Origin of the sequence: Bacillus sp. HMA207, assembly GCF_003402455.1 — a bacterium.
GTDB classification, from domain to species: Bacteria; Bacillota; Bacilli; order Bacillales; family Bacillaceae_G; genus Bacillus_A; species Bacillus_A cereus.
This window is the reverse complement of the sequence record NZ_BEZT01000001.1, coordinates 1,134,755-1,156,005: the sequence shown is the minus strand read 5'-3', so window position 1 is coordinate 1,156,005 and position 21,251 is coordinate 1,134,755. Positions and strand designations below refer to the sequence as shown.

The window sequence follows — 21,251 nt, the reverse complement described above, 5'->3', positions numbered from 1 at the left end:
CTCTTTTATTGTTGTATACTTATGATAAATATTTTGCTGAAGAAAGAAGGCATACTACATGGTATCTATTTCAAATCAACTAAAAGAAAAACTTATTTCCATCCGTCGACATTTACATGAGTATCCAGAACTATCATATGAAGAGTTCGAAACAACAAAAGCAATAAAAAATTGGTTAGAAGAAAAAAACATTACTATCATTGACTCCAATTTAGAAACAGGAATTATCGCTGAAGTGTCTGGTAATAAAAACGGACCAATTGTAGCAGTTCGTGCTGATATTGATGCCCTTCCTATTCAAGAAGAAACACATTTGTCCTATGCATCTAAAGTACGAGGGAAAATGCATGCTTGTGGACACGATTTTCATACAGCTGCCATTTTAGGTACTGCTTTCTTATTAAAAGAAAGAGAATCTTCCCTAAATGGAACGGTTCGCTTCATATTCCAACCAGCTGAAGAAAGTAGTAATGGCGCTTGCAAAGTTATTGATGCTGGACATTTACGTAATGTGCAAGCGATTTTCGGCATGCATAATAAACCTGATTTACCAGTAGGTACAATTGGCATTAAAGATGGTCCACTGATGGCTGGAGTTGATCGATTTGAAATTGAAATTCACGGAGTTGGTACACACGCGGCTGTACCAGATGCTGGCGTAGATCCTATTGTCGCATCCTCTCAAATTGTGATGGCACTGCAAACAATTGTAAGCCGAAATATAAGTTCATCTCATAATGCGGTTGTTAGTGTTACAAATATTCACGCAGGAAATACGTGGAACGTGATTCCTGAAAAAGCTACGTTAGAAGGAACGATTCGCACGTTCCAAGCTGAAACACGTGAAAAGATTCCAGCACTCATGGAGCGTATTATTAAAGGTGTATCTGATGCATTAGGTGTAAAAACGAAATTCCGTTTTTATTCAGGTCCTCCTGCTGTTCACAACGATAAAGCTCTTACAGACTTATCTACTCAAGTTGCCACAAAGATGAATCTTAATATCATCTCGCCTAGTCTATCAATGGCTGGAGAAGATTTCTCATTTTACCAACAGGAAATACCAGGTTCATTCGTCTTTATGGGAACGAGCGGTACACATGAATGGCATCATCCTGCTTTTACAATTAATGAAGAGGCACTGCCTATAAGTGCAGAATACTTTGCTTTACTAGCCGAAAGAGCACTTAAACAATTCTCATAAAAAAAGCCGTTCAAAGTGCATCTCAGCACCCTGAACGGCTTTTCTTATTAAGTTAAATCACGTTTTAAAAACACAGTATATGAAATACATAAAAATACGAACAAATAAAGTAGCAACATACATGATGCAAACGGGAATGTTACTCCATCAATAAAACTTCCGTTCTTTGAAATACTATATAAATCTGTGTTTGCTGGCAATAAATATTTCGCCCAGTTATATCTAGTGGCTGCTAATAACGCAATATTGCCTGATAAAGCAAGGAATAGTGAAATACCAATTGCACCTCCACTAGATCTCGTTAACACAGAAATCATAAATGCAAACGATGCGTACACAACCGTTGGTAACCACGATAAAACATAATATTTACTTGCTTCTACAAAAATGTTTTGTTTTATTATATTTCCATCTTGGAAAATAAACTCACTCCATGCAGGCTGTTGGAATTTATAAATAACAAGTCCACATAAAGCGGAGAAGATCATATTAAATATAAATAATAAAGCTGCAAATATAACGATTGCTAAAAATTTTGCTGTTAAAATTTTAAAGCGACTCGCTGGTCGTATCGTTAAAAATTTATATGTTCCCCAGCTATATTCATTCGCAAAAATTGTACTTGCATACACGAGGATAAATGGGAGCAAAATTGGAAATACGATAAAACCTGTATCTCTCATGAAAGAAAGTGGAGAACTGCTTGCCGGTGCTGTATCCGTATCTAAATGCTTCATCTTAAGCTGGTATTCTTTTACAAGCTCATCCCCTGATTTTTCTGCTAAAATAGCTTCTTTTTTCATGCCAAGCTTTTTCTCAATTTCTACAGTTCGTTCTGTATAATCTACTTTCCATCCTTTTGTTTCCGGTTCAAAATACTTTACCGTAACCCATCCTAATCCGATTATTAATACTGCAATAACTGCAAATGGAATAATCGTTCGCTTCCGCTTAAATATTTTATACAGTTCGTTATATACTAAATTAAACAATATCTTTTCCCCCTGTTAATTCTAAAAATTGCTCTTCTAACGTTTTTCTTTCTTCATATACACGATACACTTGAATATTTTTCTCAAGCAATGTACGAATAACATTTGGGATTTCTTCATCTTTTACATTAATAAGTAATTCATTATCTTTTACTAAAACATCATGCCCTAATATTTCTGCTGCTTTATTCGCATCATCTACACGTATACGGATCGTCTCCATCTCTTCGCTTTGGCTATGCTGAATATTTTGCGTAGCCACATATTCCCCGTGCTGAATAATGATAACTCTGTCACACATTAATTCAACTTCTGAAAGTAAGTGACTTGATACAAGTACAGCTTTTCCTTGTTCATGTGCAATTTTTTTTATGTACATTCTCATTTCATGTATTCCACTAGGGTCTAATCCATTTGTCGGTTCATCTAGTATCAACACGTCTGGATCGTGAATAAGTGCCTGAGCGATTCCTAAACGTTGTCTCATGCCGAGGGAATACGCTTTTACTTTGCGATCAATTACTTGTCCCATCCCTAACAATTTCACTACTTCATCGATACGTTCTTCGGTCACATTACCATTCATTCGTCCGAAATATGTTAAATTTTCATAGCCGCTCAAAAAAGGATAAAATTCAGGTGTCTCAATTACCGCTCCAATTTTCGCAGCTGTTTTTTCGAATTGCTGTTTCACAGATTGACCATCAATCCATACTTCACCTTCTGTCATACGAATCATACCAACCATCATTCTCATTAAAGTCGTTTTTCCAGCACCGTTTGGTCCGAGTAAACCGACAACCTCGCCTTTTTTCACTTCAAAACTAATATTTTGTACAAGTGTCTTTGATCCGATTCGCTTCGTTAACCGATCGACTTTTACAATTGATTGTTCATTTGTCATTCTATACAACCTTTCCTTCCCATTCTTTGTCAGGTCTTTTCACTGTAACATGATTATTTTTATGTGTAAAATGGAAAAAGGCATGATTTCTCATGCCTTTTTCTTGAAATGCAACGAATTTTTATCTTGTAAACTTTGAACAAATCGAAAACATTGCACCATCGATAATAGAAGGATAACAATCATAATTATACTCACTACTACTATTGCATATATTGTAATCGGTGCACTATTTATCCCTTGTATTCCTGCTATTCTTATAAAGATAATCGTAAATAATTTTAAAAATAACATCCCATTAACTAATCCAAAAACAAACGCTGCTCCATAAAGGAATAATTGCTCCTGACATAATAAACATAGTACATCATTTCTCTTCCTATTCTCTGCTACATAAGATTTAACTTCTTCTTTCCTCACTTGCAGAAGAGAATAAGTCATTTTATATGTAATAAACGTACATATGAAAATGACTACGATAAACAACGTGTAAAAACACATTTGAAATAAAAGCGTAGTCCCTAATTCCCCAGCAACTACTTCATTAAATTGTAGCGATATCATAAAAAACAAAATCATAGTACTCATAGCAATCCACATAAATTGTTTTATCCTTTTGGTAGCAAATGTTCTAATATTTTTTCTCGCTAACCGACATAAAGACATAAAATTCTTCCCCTACCTTATTACATACGCATTCTATACTACTAGTGTATAAAAATATGACATTTTAAACATCGCACTACAATCGGAATTTCTTCTAAGTCTTTAGTCCTAGAAAACGAAATGATAAAAAATCACATTTAGAATATAATTGTAAAAAGGAGGAGATTGTATGCGTATAAAATTACTATCAATCTTGTGTTTATTATTACTCCCAAGTTGTAGCCAAATAAAAAACAATGAAGTTGCCATTGTTGAGCCATACAAATTAACAAAAGAGCAAGCTTCTATTTTACAAATGACTCCTTTTCAAGAAGGAAATAGCATGTTTTATAACGTTACGCTTAAACATGATAAAGATGAAATAAATGCTACAATTGATTATTATAACAATGGTAAAAAAACAAAAGAAATTGCTAATATAGCTACCTCACATTTTTCAAAAAAGAAAGTAAAGCTTTCTTTTTTACCACCACATTTCCAATTCGATAAAGATATACAAGAAAAAAGGCAGTGGTATATGAATATTGAAGGGGATTCAACGCTTGTTCATGAAGAAGCACCACCAAGCGTAAATAGCTCCGCAACTACTACAATCCAATCTATAAAAAATTTAAAATACAATCAAAAAACAATTTTAGCTGCTGTAATCCAAACAAGTAAAGAAACTGTAAGCGTCCCTACAATTGACGAAGACAAAGGTATTGATTTACTCTTAAAAGAAAATGAACACGTTTATCTATTTAGTATCGAGCTAAAAAAAGAACAATAAAGCGGAAATGCAACTTAAGTTGCATTTCCGCTTTATTGTTTAACAAGGTGTACTTTTATAAATCTGAATTAACTTCATTTTCTGTTACTCTATTACTCATCTTCCACTTCTATTCTTTTCTTCTCTCTTGCAATTTTTAAAAACTCTAGTAGCTCTGGATTACTATTCATTTTTTTGTAAGCTACTGACATTTCTGCCACAAAATTAGAATCATATAATTCTTTATATACAACTTCTGTTTTATATAACTTATTTGCCGATACGGGTATTACTGTAATTCCAATCCCTGCTGCTACAAGCCCCATAACTGTTTGATACTCTGTTGCTTCTTGTACAATACGTGGACTAAATCCAACTTCTCTGCAAAGAGATAAAATTGTATCATACAAAGCTGGCCATACTGGTCTCGTAATAAATACAAACGGCTCATCTCGTAAATCTTCTATATGTATTTCATCTTTCTCTGCAAGTGGATGTGCCTTTGGTAAACATAAGGTGCAAGATAACCTTTGAATTGGCTCTAATTCTAATAATTGTGTTGGAATTGGTGGACGTAAAAAGCCAATATCAATACGGTTATCATGAAGTGCATGAACTTGATCTGGTGTTGACAATTCATGTAATGCAACAGACACTCTCGGAAATTTCTTTCTATATTCCCTAACAATTGATGGTAAAATATCATATATCGCCGCACCTACAAAACCAATTGAAAGTGATCCTACTTCTCCCCTTTGCGCACTTTGTGCAACTTCTACTGCTTTTTCAATTTGTTCAAACGCTTTTTTTACTTCTTTTAAAAACATTTCTCCTGCTTCTGTTAGTTCAACCTTTCTTTTCGTTCTTGAAAATAATGTAACTCCCATTTCTTTTTCTAATTGCTGTATTTGTTGACTAAGTGGTGGTTGTGTCATTTGTAAACGAGCAGCTGCCCGTCCAAAGTGTAACTCTTCTGCCACAACAACAAAATATTGCAAATGCCGTAATTCCATTTTTGGACACCCTTTTCACTTTCGATTAATATGTCTAATATATTAATAACATATAATTTATATATTAGACAAATATTTTGAATGAACGTATAGTAGAAATTGTTAATTCTTTTTTACAATTTTTATGTAAAAAAAGAAAGAGGTGGTTACTGTATGAAATGGTGGAAGTTAAGCGGACAAATTTTATTACTATTTTGTTTCGCTTGGACAGGTGAATGGATTGCAAAACAGGCACACCTCCCAGTTCCAGGAAGTATAATCGGTATTTTTTTATTATTAATTTCATTAAAATTTAACCTAGTTAAAAAAGAATGGATACAGGACGGAGCAGATTTTTTATTAAAAGAACTTATTTTATTTTTCATCCCTTCTGCAGTCGCTGTCATACGTTACAGAGATACACTAACACAATATGGAATCGATCTCATTTTAATTATTATGATTAGCACTCTTTGCGTTACCTTAGTTACAGGACTTTTAACAGAATTGCTACTAAAGCGGAAAGGATCAACGCAATGATCGGATTTCTTTGTTTACTATTAACACTATTCACATATTGGATATCAAAAAAAATGTATCAACGTTGGAATTGGAGTCTACTTTCTCCTCTTCTCGTCTGTCCCATTATTTTAATTGCTTTATTGCTCGGATTAGATACACCTTATGAAACATATGAATCTGGTGGTCACTGGTTAACTGAATTATTAAAGCCCGCAACAGTTGCTTTTGCATGGCCAATCTATAAATATTTTGATTTATTAAAGAAACATGGAATGGCTATCTTACTTAATGTCATTGTCGGTTCGTTTTTATCAGTCATTACTTCAGCACTACTAGCAAATTATTTTCAAATTGATTCATCACTAGAACATAGTTTAGCGCCACATATCGTAACAACACCAATCGCAATGGCTATTTCAGAAATGATTGGTGGTATGTCACAATTAACTGCTGTATTTGTCGTTTTAACTGCCTTAACAGGAGCATTGCTCGGTCCTTCTCTCATACGTATTTGCCGTATTAAAACAGCAATCGCAAAAGGTATTATGTTAGGAACGAGCGCAAATGGAACCGGTACATCAAAAGCATTCGAAATCGGTCCTGTGGAAGGAACAATTGCAAGTTTATCCATGCTTTTAACAGCAGGCGCTAGTTTAGTTATCGTTCCGCTTTTCTTGTCTTGGATACATTAAAGAAGCAAGTATTTACATACTTGCTTCTTTATCTATATATTGGCACAGCAATTCATAATCCTCTGGAAAAGCTAAACACAATTGTTCAACTTCATGTATCCCTTTCCAAGCAATTTCATGTATTAACTCATCAGGATCTTGGATTTTCATATTACCGCCTATTTGTTTAACAAAATAATAATGGACATACACTGGAACACCGTATGTAATACCCTCTTTTTCATATATTTTATTTACCACTTCCACATTATAACCTGTTTCTTCCCAAACTTCCCTGATACAACATTCTTCTAGTGTCTCTCCCTTTTCAAGTCCTCCACTTGGGACAGACCATCTTTTTTCTTCTCCCTCTTTGCCCTGCAGTACCATTAAAACTTCATTTCTTTCATTTACACATACCGCTGCACTACCTATCCATCTCTCCATAAACATCCCTCCCCTACTAAAATTCGCCCTCTTTTTTATTTTCCCCTTGAAAAAAAGAGGAAAATAATAAAACAATGACGAAAAATTACATCAACTTCATAGACAATCCTTTTTTAGAAATTAAAACTGGAAGGATGAAAATATGATTTCTAATTATGTTGTGGAATGTGTCTTTTGTGAAGAAAATCGAAAGGCTTGCCAAACTATTGTCACAGTTCCCGCGACTACTCAGCTACTAGCCATTGAAAAAGTGCGTGCGGAATGCAAACGTCGCTTCGGAAAAACTGTATTATTACAAACAGAAATTAAAGAAAAAATTGTTTTTGAACAAAAAGAAAGCCGACCCTAAATTGGTCAGCTTTCTTATCCGATCATATTTTCACATGAAGATTAGGGGCATCCTCTTTAAGGATCGGGATTTTCCCATTATGTACGTTCCATAATGGTCATCGAACAATATATTTCTATGCAATTAACTATTGAATAGAATAGGGCAAAACTTGTTCGCATTTTTAGAAAAGGGATAGGGATATAATTCAAGTAGTACTTCAAATACTCGAACTTTACACTCATAATATTAAAACAAATCCTTTTATATGGGAAATATGAATTACCTACATAATTCATTCGTAAAATATATTAATAGTTTGCTATATTAATTTTATCCCGCTATTTGTAAGCAGTAACCCCCTACTTATTATAATTTCACCTTATTCCATCAATAGCATACATCCAGCTAAAACCGGTGTCATAATCATCGAAAACCTCAAAAGCATTCGCGGTGCATAATTTGTAAACTTCGCGCCAATATATGCCCCTAACATGGTCCCAATTAATACTTGCAATAACAATACATAATCTAAATATCCTTCCGAACTATATCCTAGACCGCCTCCAATTGCAATCGGTAATATAACAAGCATTGTTGTCCCTACAGATTGCTGAATCGTTAATCCCAATAGAACCATTAATCCAAGCTGAATAAACGGTGCAGAACCAATCCCAAATGAACCAGCCATCATTCCAGTAACTAATCCAAGGCATATACATTTCAACAAGTAGTTCATGGAAAACTCTTTATGCTTATATAAAGATGACTGTTCTTTGTTTTGGAACATAATTAATTTAATAAACATAAAAATCGCCGATAAAAATAACATCCCAGCTGTAAACCAATGAAGAAGATGTGCTGGTATAAGTGAACCAAATTTAGAACCAATATAAGAGCCAATTGCGCCAAATCCCCCAACAATCCCGCCTATAATAAGTGCTACATTACCTTCACGGTAATGACTGACAACACCTGATAATGTCGTAAACGCCATTGCAGTTAAAGATGTTGCAAGAGCAACATGAATAGGAATATGAAATACTAAAGTGAGTATCGCGATAATAAACCCAGCTCCTCCAGCTCCAACAAATCCTAATAAAATACCCATTACTAACATTGTTATAATAATTGCCACAGACTTTCCCTCCAGTAACACAATTATCCATCATATTTATCCTTACATACAAATAAAAAGCATCCTAGATGGATGCTTTTTATTTCAATGATATGTACTTAATCTTGATTAATCAAAATAACCGCTGGACCAGCTACTACTACTCCAGCTACTTCTATTTTTTCAAATTCCTTTACTGTAATAGATATAACTCCTTCTCTTTCCATCAATTCTTTACTCAGGACATCAGTCGGGATTGCTTTCACCGTCTTACCTCCTTTTCATTTATACAATATGATAAAGTGAAACTTTCATCAGTGGGGTTTTTGTCCGTACTTATTGATTATTAACCCTCACCAATCGGGCGAATAATCGCCCAATGCATCTATATATATGCATCACCTCCGCTTTCATTCCTTATTCCACTCAAAAACCTTCTCCCCCTTCCTTGACATATTGAAAAATAAAAAAGAAGCTATAACATATAGCTTCCCTCCACGTTTCTTTAATCTTTATGCACCGTATATTCCATGACTTTACCATCTCTATCAAATTGTAAAATAAGCTGTTCGCTATCTATTGGAATAAAGCCACGTTCAGTCCCAAGATAATACAAAGTGATAACTCCTTCTTCCCCACTTCTCGTTTCCGTTGGGGCTCCTAACAATTGTGTAATTTCTTCATTTGATTTCCCTATTAATTTATATTTTTGTAATAGATCATCTACCATATGTACCCGCTTATCTGCATGATTTAACCATCTATTTTGATTAAACTTTGATGTATATTCATTTACACTTAGTTGTACAGTGCACACTATTAATGGTATGAGTGCTACTATTACCCCCCCCAACATTTGCTTCTTTTCTTCATTACGATTTTTAGAAACATATAAAATAGCCCTTTGAATCATGACTAATAAAACAAATGGTATGAATACTACAAAAATGCTCCTTACACTTAAGGGTATATGGACCATATCAATGACGAATATAAATACAATGTACATTACTATATATAAACAAAAAGAGACATACAAAATGCCACGTAGCATAGCGTTCAGAAAGATCTCCCCTTTTAACTCACTATATAATTCATCCGGCTAATCATTTCTTGAATCTGTTCTAATTCTTGCACTGTATATACTACTTCCCCTGCTAATATTTCATTTCTAAAGAACGTTACAATTTGCTCCCGATCTTTTAATCTAGGTGTTTCCTCACTAGAAAGGTCTACTATTTCTTTTCCATTTTTATTATAAAAATATACAACTGGTTTTACTTTTTCTTTTATACTATTAGCCTGCATTTCTTTCAAACCACTGTATAAAATTTGAGATAGTTTCTTCGCCCTATATACTGGATTCCCTTCATTTTTCACTTGTATAGTTGACGAATCTTTACCTACTATATATTCAAATGTCTCTTCTTTTTCAACTTCTTGTTGATACTTACCCATTTCATCAATCATAAATGAATATATACCCGCATTTTCTTTCGTTAAACCATGAATTAATTTCTCTTCCCATTCTTTCGTCTCAAGTAGATAAATACCAGTTTTGCACAAGATGAGATGATGGATTCGATTATCGTTTATTTCACTATTATTTTTAATAAAAACATTCGGCATGATTTGAATTTCAGCATCTAATATGGTGCCTTGCTCTATGAATCCTCGTTTCATATAATGTAATGTTTCGTACGTATTCATTTCAGCGCCGTTTTTAGTATATTCTCGTAGATTTGCAATTAGTTTTTGAAACATATGTATTTCGTTATTATGTTTATTTTGCATTTCACTACGTTCTTTACTATGCTGCACAGCTAATTGATTTTTCATCATACGCATATTTTCAATTTCTCTATTTGCACTTACTTGTAAATCATTGTATTTTTTCTGTTCCATATTTTTTAAATTATTTTGTTGTTCTTTATGCTCTATCACCGTAGCTGCAATTTCATTTTTATACGTTTCAATCGCTTGTTTCTTTTCAAATTCTACTTGCTGACTCTCTGATTCTAACTGTTTATTTTTATAAAACAGCACAAATACTACAGCTAATAATATTAAAACCGCACCTATTAGCACATAATTCATATTTTTACCCCTTTATTTCATTTTCGATTATTTTTTTATAAATATATCTATTATAGTATACTATGGTTTCGATATAGACTTTGTAAAAGTTGTATATTTTTAATAAAAGGCACCTCTGACGGGGCACCTTTTATTTTCACTCTATTGTACACCATACTGAATATAACTTGGATCGTAGTATATCCATTGATTTGTCCCTAAGCAAAGCCATCCATCTTGCTTGCTCCATACTCGATACGATTCACCATGATGTAACTGTCTTATAACATTTCCATTTAATGATGGAGCATCACGCAAATTTACATTATCACCAGTAATAGTCGCCACATAATGTTTATACTGAATATAACTCGGATCATTATATACCCACTGATTTGTCCCTAAACAAAGCCATCCATCTTGTTCTCCCCAAACTTCATATGTTTCGCCACGATTCAATTGGCGAATTACACTAGACTGCAAAGATGGTCCACTTCTCAAATTCACATGATCTCCATTAATTATAGCAACCCCGTACACTGGAGTTGCATTATTAGGCGGGGAAACATTACCTCCACCACTTGCTCCATTCCCTTTTAAAGCTTCTAATGAAACTGCAGCTGATACATCACAATTTCCTACGCCTGAAATTTGTCCAGAATCTGTGTACTGCCACGCTGTCCACGCTGTCCATCCACCAGCATCAGCAGGCGGTGTACTCGAGTATTTAGCAATCCAAAGCGGTATATCACTTAATCCGCTAATTCCGAACTCATTAATATACCAAACTCCTGTATATAACATTACATCTTTTCCAGTAGCCTGTTTCACATAATTTATGAAGCTTCTTGCCCAATTCGATATAGCGTTACCAGTTAAATTACTGTTACTCGGATCTGTTGGTGATTCTAAATCCAGAACTGGCATTAAGTCTGTCTGGTTATTTTGTAATATACTCACAAAATATTTTGCCTCTGAAATTGCATCATTTTGTTCTGGGCGTGCAAAATGGTATGCACCAATTAATACATTCGCATTTCGTGCTGCTTGTACATTCTTAGTAAAAGTAGGATCAATGTAGTTTACACCTTCTGTCGCTTTTGCATACGCTGCTGGAATTCCAGATGCCTTCACTGCATTCCAATCAATATTCCCTTCCCAATGAGACACATCAATAAACGTAACATTTGAACTTGATCTGTTTTGCATATAAAATCTCCTATCATTTTTTTACTTCGTATACATACAATATGTACAAGTTTCATAAGAGGACACGACATTTATGCTATAGAAACAAAGAGTAAACATATTTTGTATACAAAATAAAAAAGACCTTGTATTACAAGGCCTTTTGCAAACTCACTTTATTTTGTAGCAAATACATATTATAATACAAACCTTGCTCACTTAATAATTCTTGATGTGTCCCTCTCTCTATTATCTCTCCATCATGCATCACAAAAATTTGATCCGCATCTTGAATTGTAGATAACCTATGCGCAATGGCTATCGTCGTTCTACCTTTTCGCATTTGTTGCAACGCTGTTTGAATAGCCTCTTCTGTTTCTGTATCGATATTAGCTGTTGCTTCATCTAATACTAATACTTTCGGATTCGTTGCTATCGTTCTAGCAAAAGCAATTAATTGTCGTTGACCGCTTGAAAATGCTGCACCTCTTTCTACTACTTCTGTTTCATACTGTTTTGGTAACTTTTCAATAAACGTATTCGCTTGCACAAATCGAGCAGCTTCTTTTACTTCTTCATCCGTAATTTCTTCATTATACATACGAATATTTTGCTTTACATTTCCAGCAAATAAAAATGCATCTTGCAATACGAGTCCTATTTTCTTTCTAATTTCTCGTTCTTCAAATTTTTCTAAATCTACACCGTCTATTACAATATTTCCTGACTTAATATTATAAAATCGCATTAACAAATTCATAATCGTACTTTTTCCGCTACCAGTATGCCCAACAAAAGCAACCGTTTGCCCTTGTTTCACGTGAAATGATACATTTTTTAAAACGTCACGCTTTCCATCATATGAAAAAGTAACATTTTTAAATTCAATATCTCCATCCACGATTTGAGGATTCTCATTGCCTTTTTGAACCGGTGCTAAATCTTTCTCGTCCATTAAATGAAATACACGTGATGACGAAACAAGTGCCTGTTGGAAGAAGGACAATTTCATCATCATCTCATTTACAGGTTGGAAGAAACGATGTATATAGTTAACAAAAGCATATAAAACTCCTACTTCAACAGGACTCTTTAAAGCATCAATCCCAAATAAACCTAGTACTAACGCAATAGCTACAATATGTACTAAATCCGTAGCTGGTCGTAAAAGTAATGCGTCTAACTTCAAAGTACGTCGCCCTGCACTATAATGTTTATTATTCACTTCTTCAAACTCTTTTCTCATACGTTTTTCTTGTCTGAACACTTGAACAATATTCATTCCTTGTATGGACTCGTTCAACTTTGCATTTAACACGCTTAGTTGATTACGTACTTCTAAATAAAAAGCTGCACTTTTCCGGCGATATAATACCATAATCGCAAACATTATCGGAATTAATACGAGAGAAAATAGCGCTAATTTTACATCTAATAAAAACATCGCTACTAAAATACCTACTAAAAAGACTACATTTTTTACAAATGTTGATAATACACTGACATAAAAATCTTTAATCGCTTCCGTATCATTTGTTATACGCGATACAAGTGTACCAATCGGCGTACGATCAAAGAAACTTAATGACAGCTTTTGAACATGTTCATATACTTCAACTCGCATATCTTGAACAATCTTAAAAGCAATGTTCTGAAAGTACAATAGATTTAAATACGTAAATAGTACTTTTAATAAATGAGCAACTATGTAAATTACAAATAAAGTAACGAGCGCTGATCGTTCAAAATCCCGCGGTACTAGGTGTTCATCGAGGAATTGTTTAATTAAAAAAGGACCCATCATTTCCGTTACTGTCGTACCAACTAAAAAGATAAATGCTAAAGATAGTAACCCTTTATATGGCTTCATATAGGAAAGCAATCTACTTAAATCACTTCGCTTCTTCTCTACCATCATACGCCTCCTTTCTCGACTAAAGCTTCTAATTGCTGGCTTTCATACATTTCCTTATACCAGCCGTTTTCCTTCATTAATTCCTCATGTGTACCTCTTTGTACAATTCTACCTTCATCAACAACAAGAATAAGATTGGCATGCTGAATTGCACTTAATCGGTGTGCAGTAATAATCGTCGTTTTCCCTGCTCTCTCCCTCTTTAAGGCACTTAAAATCGTCTCTTCTGTTTTTGCATCTACCGCTGATAAACAATCATCCAAAATTAAAATTTCAGCATTTGTTAATAAAGCACGAGCAATAGAGATTCGCTGTTTTTGACCACCAGATAACGAAACACCTCTTTCCCCTACTACTGTTTCATATCCTTCTGAAAATTGGAGGATGTCATTATGAATACAAGCAATCTCTGCAGCTTTGGTAATTTCATTATATGTAGCATCCGCCTTTCCAAAGGCAATATTCTCACCAATACTTGCTGAAAATAAAAAATGATCTTGCGGCACGTATGAAATGGCAGAACGGACACCATGAAGTGTTATATCTCGAATATCTCGCTCCCCAATTTTTAATTCACCATTAAAATGATCATACTCACGGATTAAACATTTTAATAAAGTCGTTTTCCCTGCGCCTGTACGTCCTACAACTCCTAGCGTTTCGCCCTTCTTCAAATCAAAGTGAATATCGTTTAAATGTAACAATTCATTTTTCTTATACGAAAATGAATCAACGGCAAACGAAACATTACCGCTCGCTATTGTATGTACAGCATTTTCGCTATTTACTACATCTGATTTTTGTGAAAGAATTTTTTCTACACGGTCATATGAAGCACGCCCACGCTCCATAATATTGAATAACCATCCAAACGCTAACATTGGCCAAACGAGGGTACCTAAATATGTCGTAAATGTAACGAGATCACCTACTGTTAATTCACCTCTTACAACTAATACTGATCCGTAACATACTGCGATTAAAAAAGAAAATCCAACGATAAGAGAGATTGTCGGATCAAATAACGAATCAATACGTGCAACTAACACATTTTTATGTACAACATCTTCTGATTTTCTTCGAAACGCCTGTAAATCTTCTTTCTCTTGTCCAAGCGAGCGAATCACTTTCATTCCACTCATACTCTCTTGCACTTTATCATTGATTTCCGAAAACGATTGCTGTGCTTTATGAAACCTTTTATGTAATAAAGTTCCATAATAATTTGTCGAAATAGCTACAATCGGCATTGGAATTAAACTTAATAATGTTAACTTCCAACTAATTGTAAAACCCATCGCTACGAGTACACATCCTCCGACAGCTAATGAGTCAACAAGCGTCAAAACACCTGCTCCAGCAGTTTGCTGGATCGCTTGAATATCATTGGTCGCATGTGCCATTAAATCACCTGTTCGATTTGACTGATAGAAAGATGGACTCATCTTTGTAAAATGTTCATACAAATTTTTTCGTAATTGGCGAGCTAATTTTAATGAAGACCCGAAAATCATAATACGCCATATGTAACGTAATATGTACATCGTAATACCTACAATTACTAATAGTACAACCCATTTTAGTAACTTATCGGTCGTCAATGTTCCATCATTAATTTCATCTACAACGATTCCAATTACTTTTGGTGCTACAAGTTCTAAAAGTGCAACGCCAAACAATAAAATAATTCCAGTTATGTACGCTCGTTTTTCTTGTTTAAAAAACCATGCTAAATTCATAAACACTTTCATTTTTTTCCTCCTCCCTTAAAATGAGCGATGTTTTCAGTTTACCAAAAATACAGAATTTTTAAAAGTTTTAAAAACTATAACTAACAAAAAGAAAGACACTCTTAGCGAGTGTCTTTTAGCGCTTATTTCATTTGTTGCTTGTTCATTGCGCTCATCATTTGATTGATTTTCTTTTGGGAAGGTTTTTGTCCCATTTGCATCATCATCATTTTTAACATTTGTTCATTAATTGGTGGATTTTTTTGTAAGTAATTCATCATGTATTTGCGGGCAATGAAAAATCCTAACGCCACGCCTGCTACTAGTGCTACTACGCCCACTAGAATACCTAACCAAATTGGCATATATTTTCCTCCTTCATGTTGTCTACCTTACAGTGTACTAAAACCTTTTCAATAAGACAAGATACAATTCGACATTTTTTACACATATGTTCGTACTTGTTTTAGAGGATTCAGCCATCCGTACTTTGTATTTTCATAATCCATAGCTAAAAATGTTAATTCACACTTTCTTAACACCTCAAAGAACGTCGTTTCCATAGAGACATTTCCAGAGGTATTCATACGAATATAGTGCGGTTTCACCATTATTTCGCCGTACTCCGCTCCCGTATAAAGTGTATGTGTATGATGTGTTCTATCATATTTACCAAGAACGCGCAAAGCTTGTTCTAATTTATGATGAATTTTCATTACTTGCAATGGCATCGTTATATACATCATTTGCTTATATAACACTTTTTTCTCCGAAAGGGACCCAGATTCTGAAAATCGAGCAAATAAATCAAAAAACAAATATTCACGACCAAAATAAGCTTTCGCAATATCCTCTTGAATTAAATACAATTCATACGTTTTCATTTTTCCACTCCCAATCTGGACAACCTTTTCTCTTCATTATATATAAGAAAATTTGCAATGATTGTCTGACTGCGGAGAGATAAAAAACTTTTTCTGTCGAAAAAACTCATTTACATAGAAAAACCTCTCCATGCCGGAGAGATTTTTCTGAAATCATTAAAGCATTTCTTTTACTTTACGAACAACGTTCTCTACAGTAAATCCATACTCTTCCATAATCTTCTCACCAGGAGCAGAAGCACCGAATGTATCGATACCTAACACATCTCCTTCAAGACCTACGTAACGGTGCCATCCGAATGTAGCACCCATTTCGATTGCGAAACGTTTTGTTACTGCTTTTGGTAATACAGATTCTTTGTACTCTGCAGTTTGAGCTTCGAAGCGATCCATAGATGGCATGCTGACAACAGCTGCGTCAACGCCGTCTACTGCTAATGCTTTTTGAGCTTCAACAGCTAGGCTTACTTCAGATCCAGTTGCAAGTAAGATTACATCAGCCGTTTCTTTCTTGCTTGCAGAAACTACATATGCACCTTTTGCTACTTTTTCATACGTATCATCTTTTGCACCTTCTAATGTTGGAAGGTCTTGACGAGTTAATACTAAAGCAGTTGGTTTGTTTGTAGATTCTAAAGCTAGTCTCCAAGCTGCAACAGATTCGTTACCATCAGCAGGACGAATAACAGAAACGTTTGGCATTGCACGAAGCGCTGCTAATTGCTCGATTGGTTCATGTGTTGGACCATCTTCACCAACAGCGATACTGTCATGTGTGAATACATACGTTACTGGCAATTGCATTAATGCTGCAAGGCGAATTGCTGGACGTAAGTAATCAGAGAATACGAAGAACGTACCACCGTAAGTTTTTAAACCACCATGTAGTGCAATACCGTTCATTGCTGCACCCATTGCGAACTCACGTACACCGTACCAAATGTTTTTACCGCTGTAATCATCTCTTGTAAAGTCTTTTTCGTTATTCATGTATGTTTTGTTAGAACCAGCAAGGTCAGCAGATCCACCGAAGAATGATGGTACAGACTCTGCAATTGCATTAATTACAGCACCAGAAGAATTACGAGTTGCTGCTTTTGATCCTAATTCATAAGTCGGTAAGTTTTGCTCCCAACCTTCTGGAAGTTGACCGTTCATTGCTGCTTGGAATTCGTTTGCTAATTCTGGGTATGCTTGTGCATATTCACCTAGCATCGTGTTCCACTCAGCTTGCGCAGTTTCACCAACATCTTGTACTGTTTTACGGAAGTTGTCATATACTTCTTCTGCTACGTGGAAGTCTTGCTCAGCAGTCCAAGCATATGCTTCTTTCGTTAATTTTGTTTCTTCTACACCAAGTGGAGAACCATGTGAAGCTGATTTTCCTGATTTGTTTGGAGAACCGAAACCAATTGTCGTTCTTACTTCAATTAGCGTTGGGCGTTTTTCGTCAGCTTTCGCTTCTTCAATTGCTTTCGCGATTGCTTCAATATCGTTTCCATCCTCAACACGGATTACTTGCCATCCGTATGCTTTGTAACGATCTTCTACACTTTCAGAGAATGAACGATTTAAATCGCCATCTAATGAAATATCGTTTGAATCGTAAAGCACAACAAGACGACCTAATTGTAAATGAGCAGCTAATGAAGATGCTTCAGCAGAAACGCCCTCCATTAAATCTCCATCACCACAAATAGCGTATGTATAATGATCTACTACATTATACGCATCACGGTTATATTTAGCAGCTAAATGTCTTTCAGCCATTGCCATACCTACAGCAGTTGCAATACCTTGTCCAAGTGGACCAGTCGTTGCATCTACACCAGCTGTATGACCGTACTCAGGATGTCCTGGAGTTTTGCTTCCCCATTGACGGAAGTTCTTTAAGTCATCCATTGTTACATCATAACCAGATAGGTGAAGTAGACTGTATAATAACATTGAACCATGACCTGCAGATAATACGAAACGATCACGGTTAAACCACGTTGGGTTATTTGGATTGTGTTTCATAAATTGAGTCCATAATGTATAAGCCATTGGTGCTGCACCCATTGGCATTCCTGGGTGACCAGAGTTTGCTTTTTCAATCGCATCGATGGATAATGTGCGAATCGTGTTGATAGAAAGTTGTTCGATTGAATGTGACATGCTATTCTTCCCTTCGCTTATATTAGTAAACGTTTTATACATTTATATGATAGCTTCCCACGCAAGATTATACAACATGTATCGACAAATATGTTGATATTTTTTTGATTTTTTATAAAAAAATCAATGTTTCCGGGAATGTATGGGCATTCAATATGACATACTTTTTCATTATTTTTATTTTAAAAAGAAAGGGAATTATCTGTATATTTATACAAATTCCTTCTATACTTACTTTTTTAAATAAGTTTTTAAAAACATAAAAAAGCATCTAACTTCGATGCTTTTCAAATAAGTTAAACAATCCGTTTCCGAATCGAGCTTGAAATCAAATCAATTATAATTACCATTAAAATAATACCTAATAAAATAATACCAACACGAGACCAATTCCGTGAACTCAGCGCAAAAATTAAAGGTGTACCAATCCCTCCTGCTCCAATAACCCCTAAAATTGCAGCGGATCGTACATTAATTTCAAATCTGTATAACGTATACGATAGAAAATCTGGTAACACTTGCGGTAACACCGCATACCAAAGTATTTGAAAACGATTTGCTCCTGTTGCTAGTAACGCTTCCGTCGGTCCTTTATCTATGTTTTCAATTCCTTCTGAATATAGTTTTCCTAACATTCCAATAGAATGCAATCCTAAGGCTAATACTCCTGCAAAAGAGCCTGGACCAACAGCTTTTATAAATAAAAGAGCCATAACTAATTCAGGAAACGTACGAACAAAACTAAGTACAATTTTCCCAGATCCTGAAGTTAATTTTCCACTACTCATATTCGTTGCCGCCCAAAAGGCAAACGGAACAGATAAAAATGCAGAAATAAATGTACCTAATATCGCAATTGCCAACGTATCAATTAATCCATGTAATAAATCTTCACCATCTGGCAAAGATACATACGACCAGTCTGGACTCAATATCCCTGTCATAATTGCTTTTGTAATTTCTCCCGCCGTTTCCTTTATTCCCTCTAGCGGTACTCCTGAAAAAGCCCATATATAAACAAATGTAAGTGCTATAAAAATAAACGAGCGATACACACTCGGTTTCTTCGGTTTTGGTACGATTATCGTCGTTTTACTCATTATAATTTCTCCCGCAACAATGTACTTACATAATCAATTACCAATACAACAACAAGAGTATAGATGATAATAGATGCAGTTTGTTGATATTGTAAAAATCCAAGTGTACGATCATAATATAGTCCAATACCACCTGCTCCTACTAAACCTAGGACAGCCGCTGCCCGTACATTCACCTCAAATGTATATAGTACATAGGAAACAAAGTGTGCTTTTACTTGTGGAATGACTCCATAAACAATCCATTGCACCTTATTAGCCCCTACAGCTGTCATCGCTTCTAGTGGGCCAGGGTCAATTGATTCAATTGATTCATACAACAATTTCGCCACGAGCCCAATTGAGAAAAAAGTAAGAGCTAAAATACCCGGAAGTGGTCCTATTCCAAAAATAGCTACGAAAATTGCCGCTAATAATAAATCTGGTATCGTTCGAATAAAATTTAAAATCAATCGAGCTGGACTGTATAAAAATGTACTAGTAAACACATTACTTGCCGCAAACAGTGCAAGTGGAATAGCTAAAATCGCTCCTAAAGTCGTCCCAATAATCGCCATACGTATTGTATCTAACATTGCTGTTGTAATAACTTGAAAATAACTCCAATCTGGCGGCACCATTTCTTTTAACAAATCCATTATATTAGGAAAACCAACTACTAGCTTTGAAAATGATGCGTCGACCTGTATACTACTTCCCCACAACAGTAAAATGAATAGAATAAACGTTAACATATGTTTTAACTTACTCGGCGGCTTCGGTATCGACTTCGAATATATCGTCACATCATTCATTTAACTGCCACCTCTAACAATTCACTTTTCTGTGCTACGTCACCATAAATTTCAGCAAACTTTTCATCCGTTGCTGCTTCTACTAAACCATCAAAAACAATTTCGCCTGCATGTAATCCAATAATACGCGTCGCATATTGCCTAGCTAAAGCAATAGAATGTAAGTTTACAATTGTTGTAATTCCAAAATCTTCATTAATTTTCTTTAAATCATCTAATACTTGCTTTGTTGTTAGCGGATCTAACGACGCAACAGGTTCATCTGCCAATATGATTTTTGCTTCTTGCGCCAATGCTCTAGCTATCGATACACGTTGTTGTTGTCCTCCTGATAATTCATCAGCACGTGCATATGCTTTTTCTAAAATATTCACTCTTTTTAACGCTTGAAATGCGAGCTCCACATCCTCTTTCGGAAACAAACCTAACGTTGTACGCAATGTCGAATGATATCCAACACGGCCAGCTAATACATTCTTCAATACTGTTGATCGCTTTACAAGGTTAAAACTTTGAAAAATCATACCAATATCCCGGCGCATACGTCGTAAATCTTTTCCTTTTGCAGCAGTAATAGACTCACATTCAATCATGATTTCGCCTTCTGTAATCTCATGAAGACGATTTACCGATTTTAGAAGTGTAGACTTTCCAGCTCCGGACAGCCCTACCATTACAACAAACTCACCTTTTTGAATTTTCAAGTTTATATTATTCAATCCTTTTGTACCATTTGGATACACTTTGGAGACATTTCGAAATTCTATCACACATCTTACCTACCTTCTATGTATTCAAAACGGCAAACTAACTGAA

General features: G+C 35.0%; 23 protein-coding genes. 5 read left to right on the top strand and 18 right to left on the bottom strand.

Translation table 11 applies throughout. From position 1 onward, the window contains the following. Window positions 1-58: 58 nt before the first annotated feature. Window positions 59-1,204: a M20 peptidase aminoacylase family protein gene (locus HMAS_RS06230; RefSeq protein WP_000253675.1), complete on the top strand. Its 1,146-nt coding sequence runs from the start codon at window positions 59-61 to the stop codon at window positions 1,202-1,204. Between the two features lie 47 nt (window positions 1,205-1,251). On the opposite strand, the gene HMAS_RS06225 is transcribed toward HMAS_RS06230, so the two are convergent. The 3 genes from HMAS_RS06225 to HMAS_RS06215 all read right to left on the bottom strand — a co-directional run bounded on the left by HMAS_RS06225 (window position 1,252) and on the right by HMAS_RS06215 (window position 3,766). Further along, complete coding sequence (locus HMAS_RS06225; protein ID WP_000482759.1) at window positions 1,252-2,196, bottom strand: ABC transporter permease; 945 nt, start codon at window positions 2,194-2,196, stop codon at window positions 1,252-1,254. Next, entirely contained in the window at window positions 2,189-3,100 is a 912-nt protein-coding gene (locus tag HMAS_RS06220) for an ABC transporter ATP-binding protein (RefSeq protein WP_000180622.1), read from the bottom strand. Before HMAS_RS06220 ends, HMAS_RS06225 begins: the two co-directional genes overlap by 8 nt. 90 nt (window positions 3,101-3,190) lie before the next feature. After that, window positions 3,191-3,766, bottom strand: coding sequence for an FtsX-like permease family protein (locus tag HMAS_RS06215; protein ID WP_000050608.1), 576 nt, complete (start codon window positions 3,764-3,766; stop codon window positions 3,191-3,193). A 169-nt stretch (window positions 3,767-3,935) separates the two neighbouring features. Between HMAS_RS06215 and HMAS_RS06210 the strand changes: the two genes are divergently transcribed. After that, window positions 3,936-4,535 carry a hypothetical protein gene (locus tag HMAS_RS06210; protein WP_016123238.1) on the top strand — a complete coding sequence of 200 codons (600 nt, stop codon included), beginning with the start codon at window positions 3,936-3,938 and terminating at the stop codon, window positions 4,533-4,535. 92 nt (window positions 4,536-4,627) lie between these two features. On the opposite strand, the gene alsR is transcribed toward HMAS_RS06210, so the two are convergent. Next, a complete protein-coding gene (alsR, locus tag HMAS_RS06205) occupies window positions 4,628-5,527 on the bottom strand; it encodes an acetoin biosynthesis transcriptional regulator AlsR (protein ID WP_000423234.1) in 900 nt (299 codons plus the stop codon). Window positions 5,528-5,680: 153 nt separating this feature from the next. Between alsR and HMAS_RS06200 the strand changes: the two genes are divergently transcribed. Together HMAS_RS06200 and HMAS_RS06195 are read left to right on the top strand one after the other, a co-directional pair. Next, on the top strand, window positions 5,681-6,046 hold the full coding sequence (locus HMAS_RS06200; RefSeq protein ID WP_000872365.1) for a CidA/LrgA family holin-like protein: 366 nt from the start codon (window positions 5,681-5,683) through the stop codon (window positions 6,044-6,046). Further along, the gene (locus tag HMAS_RS06195) at window positions 6,043-6,720 is read left to right on the top strand and encodes an LrgB family protein (RefSeq protein WP_000578954.1); all 678 of its coding nucleotides are present in this window, start codon (window positions 6,043-6,045) and stop codon (window positions 6,718-6,720) included. The genes HMAS_RS06200 and HMAS_RS06195 overlap by 4 nt, the downstream gene beginning before the upstream one ends. Before the next feature lie 12 nt (window positions 6,721-6,732). Here HMAS_RS06195 and HMAS_RS06190 read toward each other — a convergent pair whose 3' ends face one another. Further along, a complete protein-coding gene (locus HMAS_RS06190) occupies window positions 6,733-7,146 on the bottom strand; it encodes an NUDIX hydrolase (protein ID WP_000442982.1) in 414 nt (137 codons plus the stop codon). Between the two features lie 142 nt (window positions 7,147-7,288). Between HMAS_RS06190 and HMAS_RS06185 the strand changes: the two genes are divergently transcribed. After that, on the top strand, window positions 7,289-7,495 hold the full coding sequence (locus HMAS_RS06185) for a DUF3903 domain-containing protein (protein ID WP_116344720.1): 207 nt from the start codon (window positions 7,289-7,291) through the stop codon (window positions 7,493-7,495). A 361-nt stretch (window positions 7,496-7,856) separates the two neighbouring features. Here HMAS_RS06185 and HMAS_RS06180 read toward each other — a convergent pair whose 3' ends face one another. From HMAS_RS06180 to phnC, 13 genes are all read right to left on the bottom strand, one after another. Further along, window positions 7,857-8,612 (bottom strand): sulfite exporter TauE/SafE family protein, encoded by a 756-nt coding sequence (locus HMAS_RS06180; RefSeq protein ID WP_044306943.1) that lies wholly within the window; start codon window positions 8,610-8,612, stop codon window positions 7,857-7,859. A gap of 98 nt (window positions 8,613-8,710) precedes the next feature. Then, window positions 8,711-8,857 carry a BC1881 family protein gene (locus HMAS_RS06175; RefSeq protein ID WP_000644411.1) on the bottom strand — a complete coding sequence of 49 codons (147 nt, stop codon included), beginning with the start codon at window positions 8,855-8,857 and terminating at the stop codon, window positions 8,711-8,713. A gap of 239 nt (window positions 8,858-9,096) precedes the next feature. Beyond that, window positions 9,097-9,645 (bottom strand): hypothetical protein, encoded by a 549-nt coding sequence (locus HMAS_RS06170; protein ID WP_074619205.1) that lies wholly within the window; start codon window positions 9,643-9,645, stop codon window positions 9,097-9,099. Between the two features lie 23 nt (window positions 9,646-9,668). Continuing rightward, window positions 9,669-10,688, bottom strand: coding sequence for an NERD domain-containing protein (locus tag HMAS_RS06165; RefSeq protein ID WP_001110280.1), 1,020 nt, complete (start codon window positions 10,686-10,688; stop codon window positions 9,669-9,671). A 141-nt stretch (window positions 10,689-10,829) separates the two neighbouring features. After that, window positions 10,830-11,876, bottom strand: coding sequence for a GH25 family lysozyme (locus HMAS_RS06160; RefSeq protein WP_044306944.1), 1,047 nt, complete (start codon window positions 11,874-11,876; stop codon window positions 10,830-10,832). A gap of 130 nt (window positions 11,877-12,006) precedes the next feature. Continuing rightward, window positions 12,007-13,770, bottom strand: a complete 1,764-nt coding sequence (locus HMAS_RS06155; RefSeq protein WP_046392953.1) for an ABC transporter ATP-binding protein — start codon at window positions 13,768-13,770, stop codon at window positions 12,007-12,009. Beyond that, entirely contained in the window at window positions 13,770-15,521 is a 1,752-nt protein-coding gene (locus HMAS_RS06150; protein WP_006920021.1) for an ABC transporter ATP-binding protein, read from the bottom strand. Before HMAS_RS06150 ends, HMAS_RS06155 begins: the two co-directional genes overlap by 1 nt. A 122-nt stretch (window positions 15,522-15,643) precedes the next feature. Next, complete coding sequence (locus HMAS_RS06145; protein ID WP_001123317.1) at window positions 15,644-15,865, bottom strand: YneF family protein; 222 nt, start codon at window positions 15,863-15,865, stop codon at window positions 15,644-15,646. 78 nt (window positions 15,866-15,943) lie between these two features. Beyond that, window positions 15,944-16,384 (bottom strand): sporulation inhibitor of replication protein SirA, encoded by a 441-nt coding sequence (gene sirA / locus HMAS_RS06140; RefSeq protein WP_000860645.1) that lies wholly within the window; start codon window positions 16,382-16,384, stop codon window positions 15,944-15,946. 156 nt (window positions 16,385-16,540) lie between these two features. Then, window positions 16,541-18,541 carry a transketolase gene (tkt, locus tag HMAS_RS06135; protein WP_000019766.1) on the bottom strand — a complete coding sequence of 667 codons (2,001 nt, stop codon included), beginning with the start codon at window positions 18,539-18,541 and terminating at the stop codon, window positions 16,541-16,543. A 296-nt stretch (window positions 18,542-18,837) separates the two neighbouring features. After that, entirely contained in the window at window positions 18,838-19,641 is an 804-nt protein-coding gene (gene phnE / locus HMAS_RS06130) for a phosphonate ABC transporter, permease protein PhnE (RefSeq protein ID WP_000047893.1), read from the bottom strand. Beyond that, window positions 19,641-20,435 (bottom strand): phosphonate ABC transporter, permease protein PhnE, encoded by a 795-nt coding sequence (gene phnE / locus HMAS_RS06125; protein ID WP_001000763.1) that lies wholly within the window; start codon window positions 20,433-20,435, stop codon window positions 19,641-19,643. Before phnE (HMAS_RS06125) ends, phnE (HMAS_RS06130) begins: the two co-directional genes overlap by 1 nt. Further along, the gene (gene phnC / locus HMAS_RS06120; protein WP_000569245.1) at window positions 20,432-21,205 is read right to left on the bottom strand and encodes a phosphonate ABC transporter ATP-binding protein; all 774 of its coding nucleotides are present in this window, start codon (window positions 21,203-21,205) and stop codon (window positions 20,432-20,434) included. Before phnC ends, phnE (HMAS_RS06125) begins: the two co-directional genes overlap by 4 nt. Window positions 21,206-21,251 lie beyond the last annotated feature (46 nt).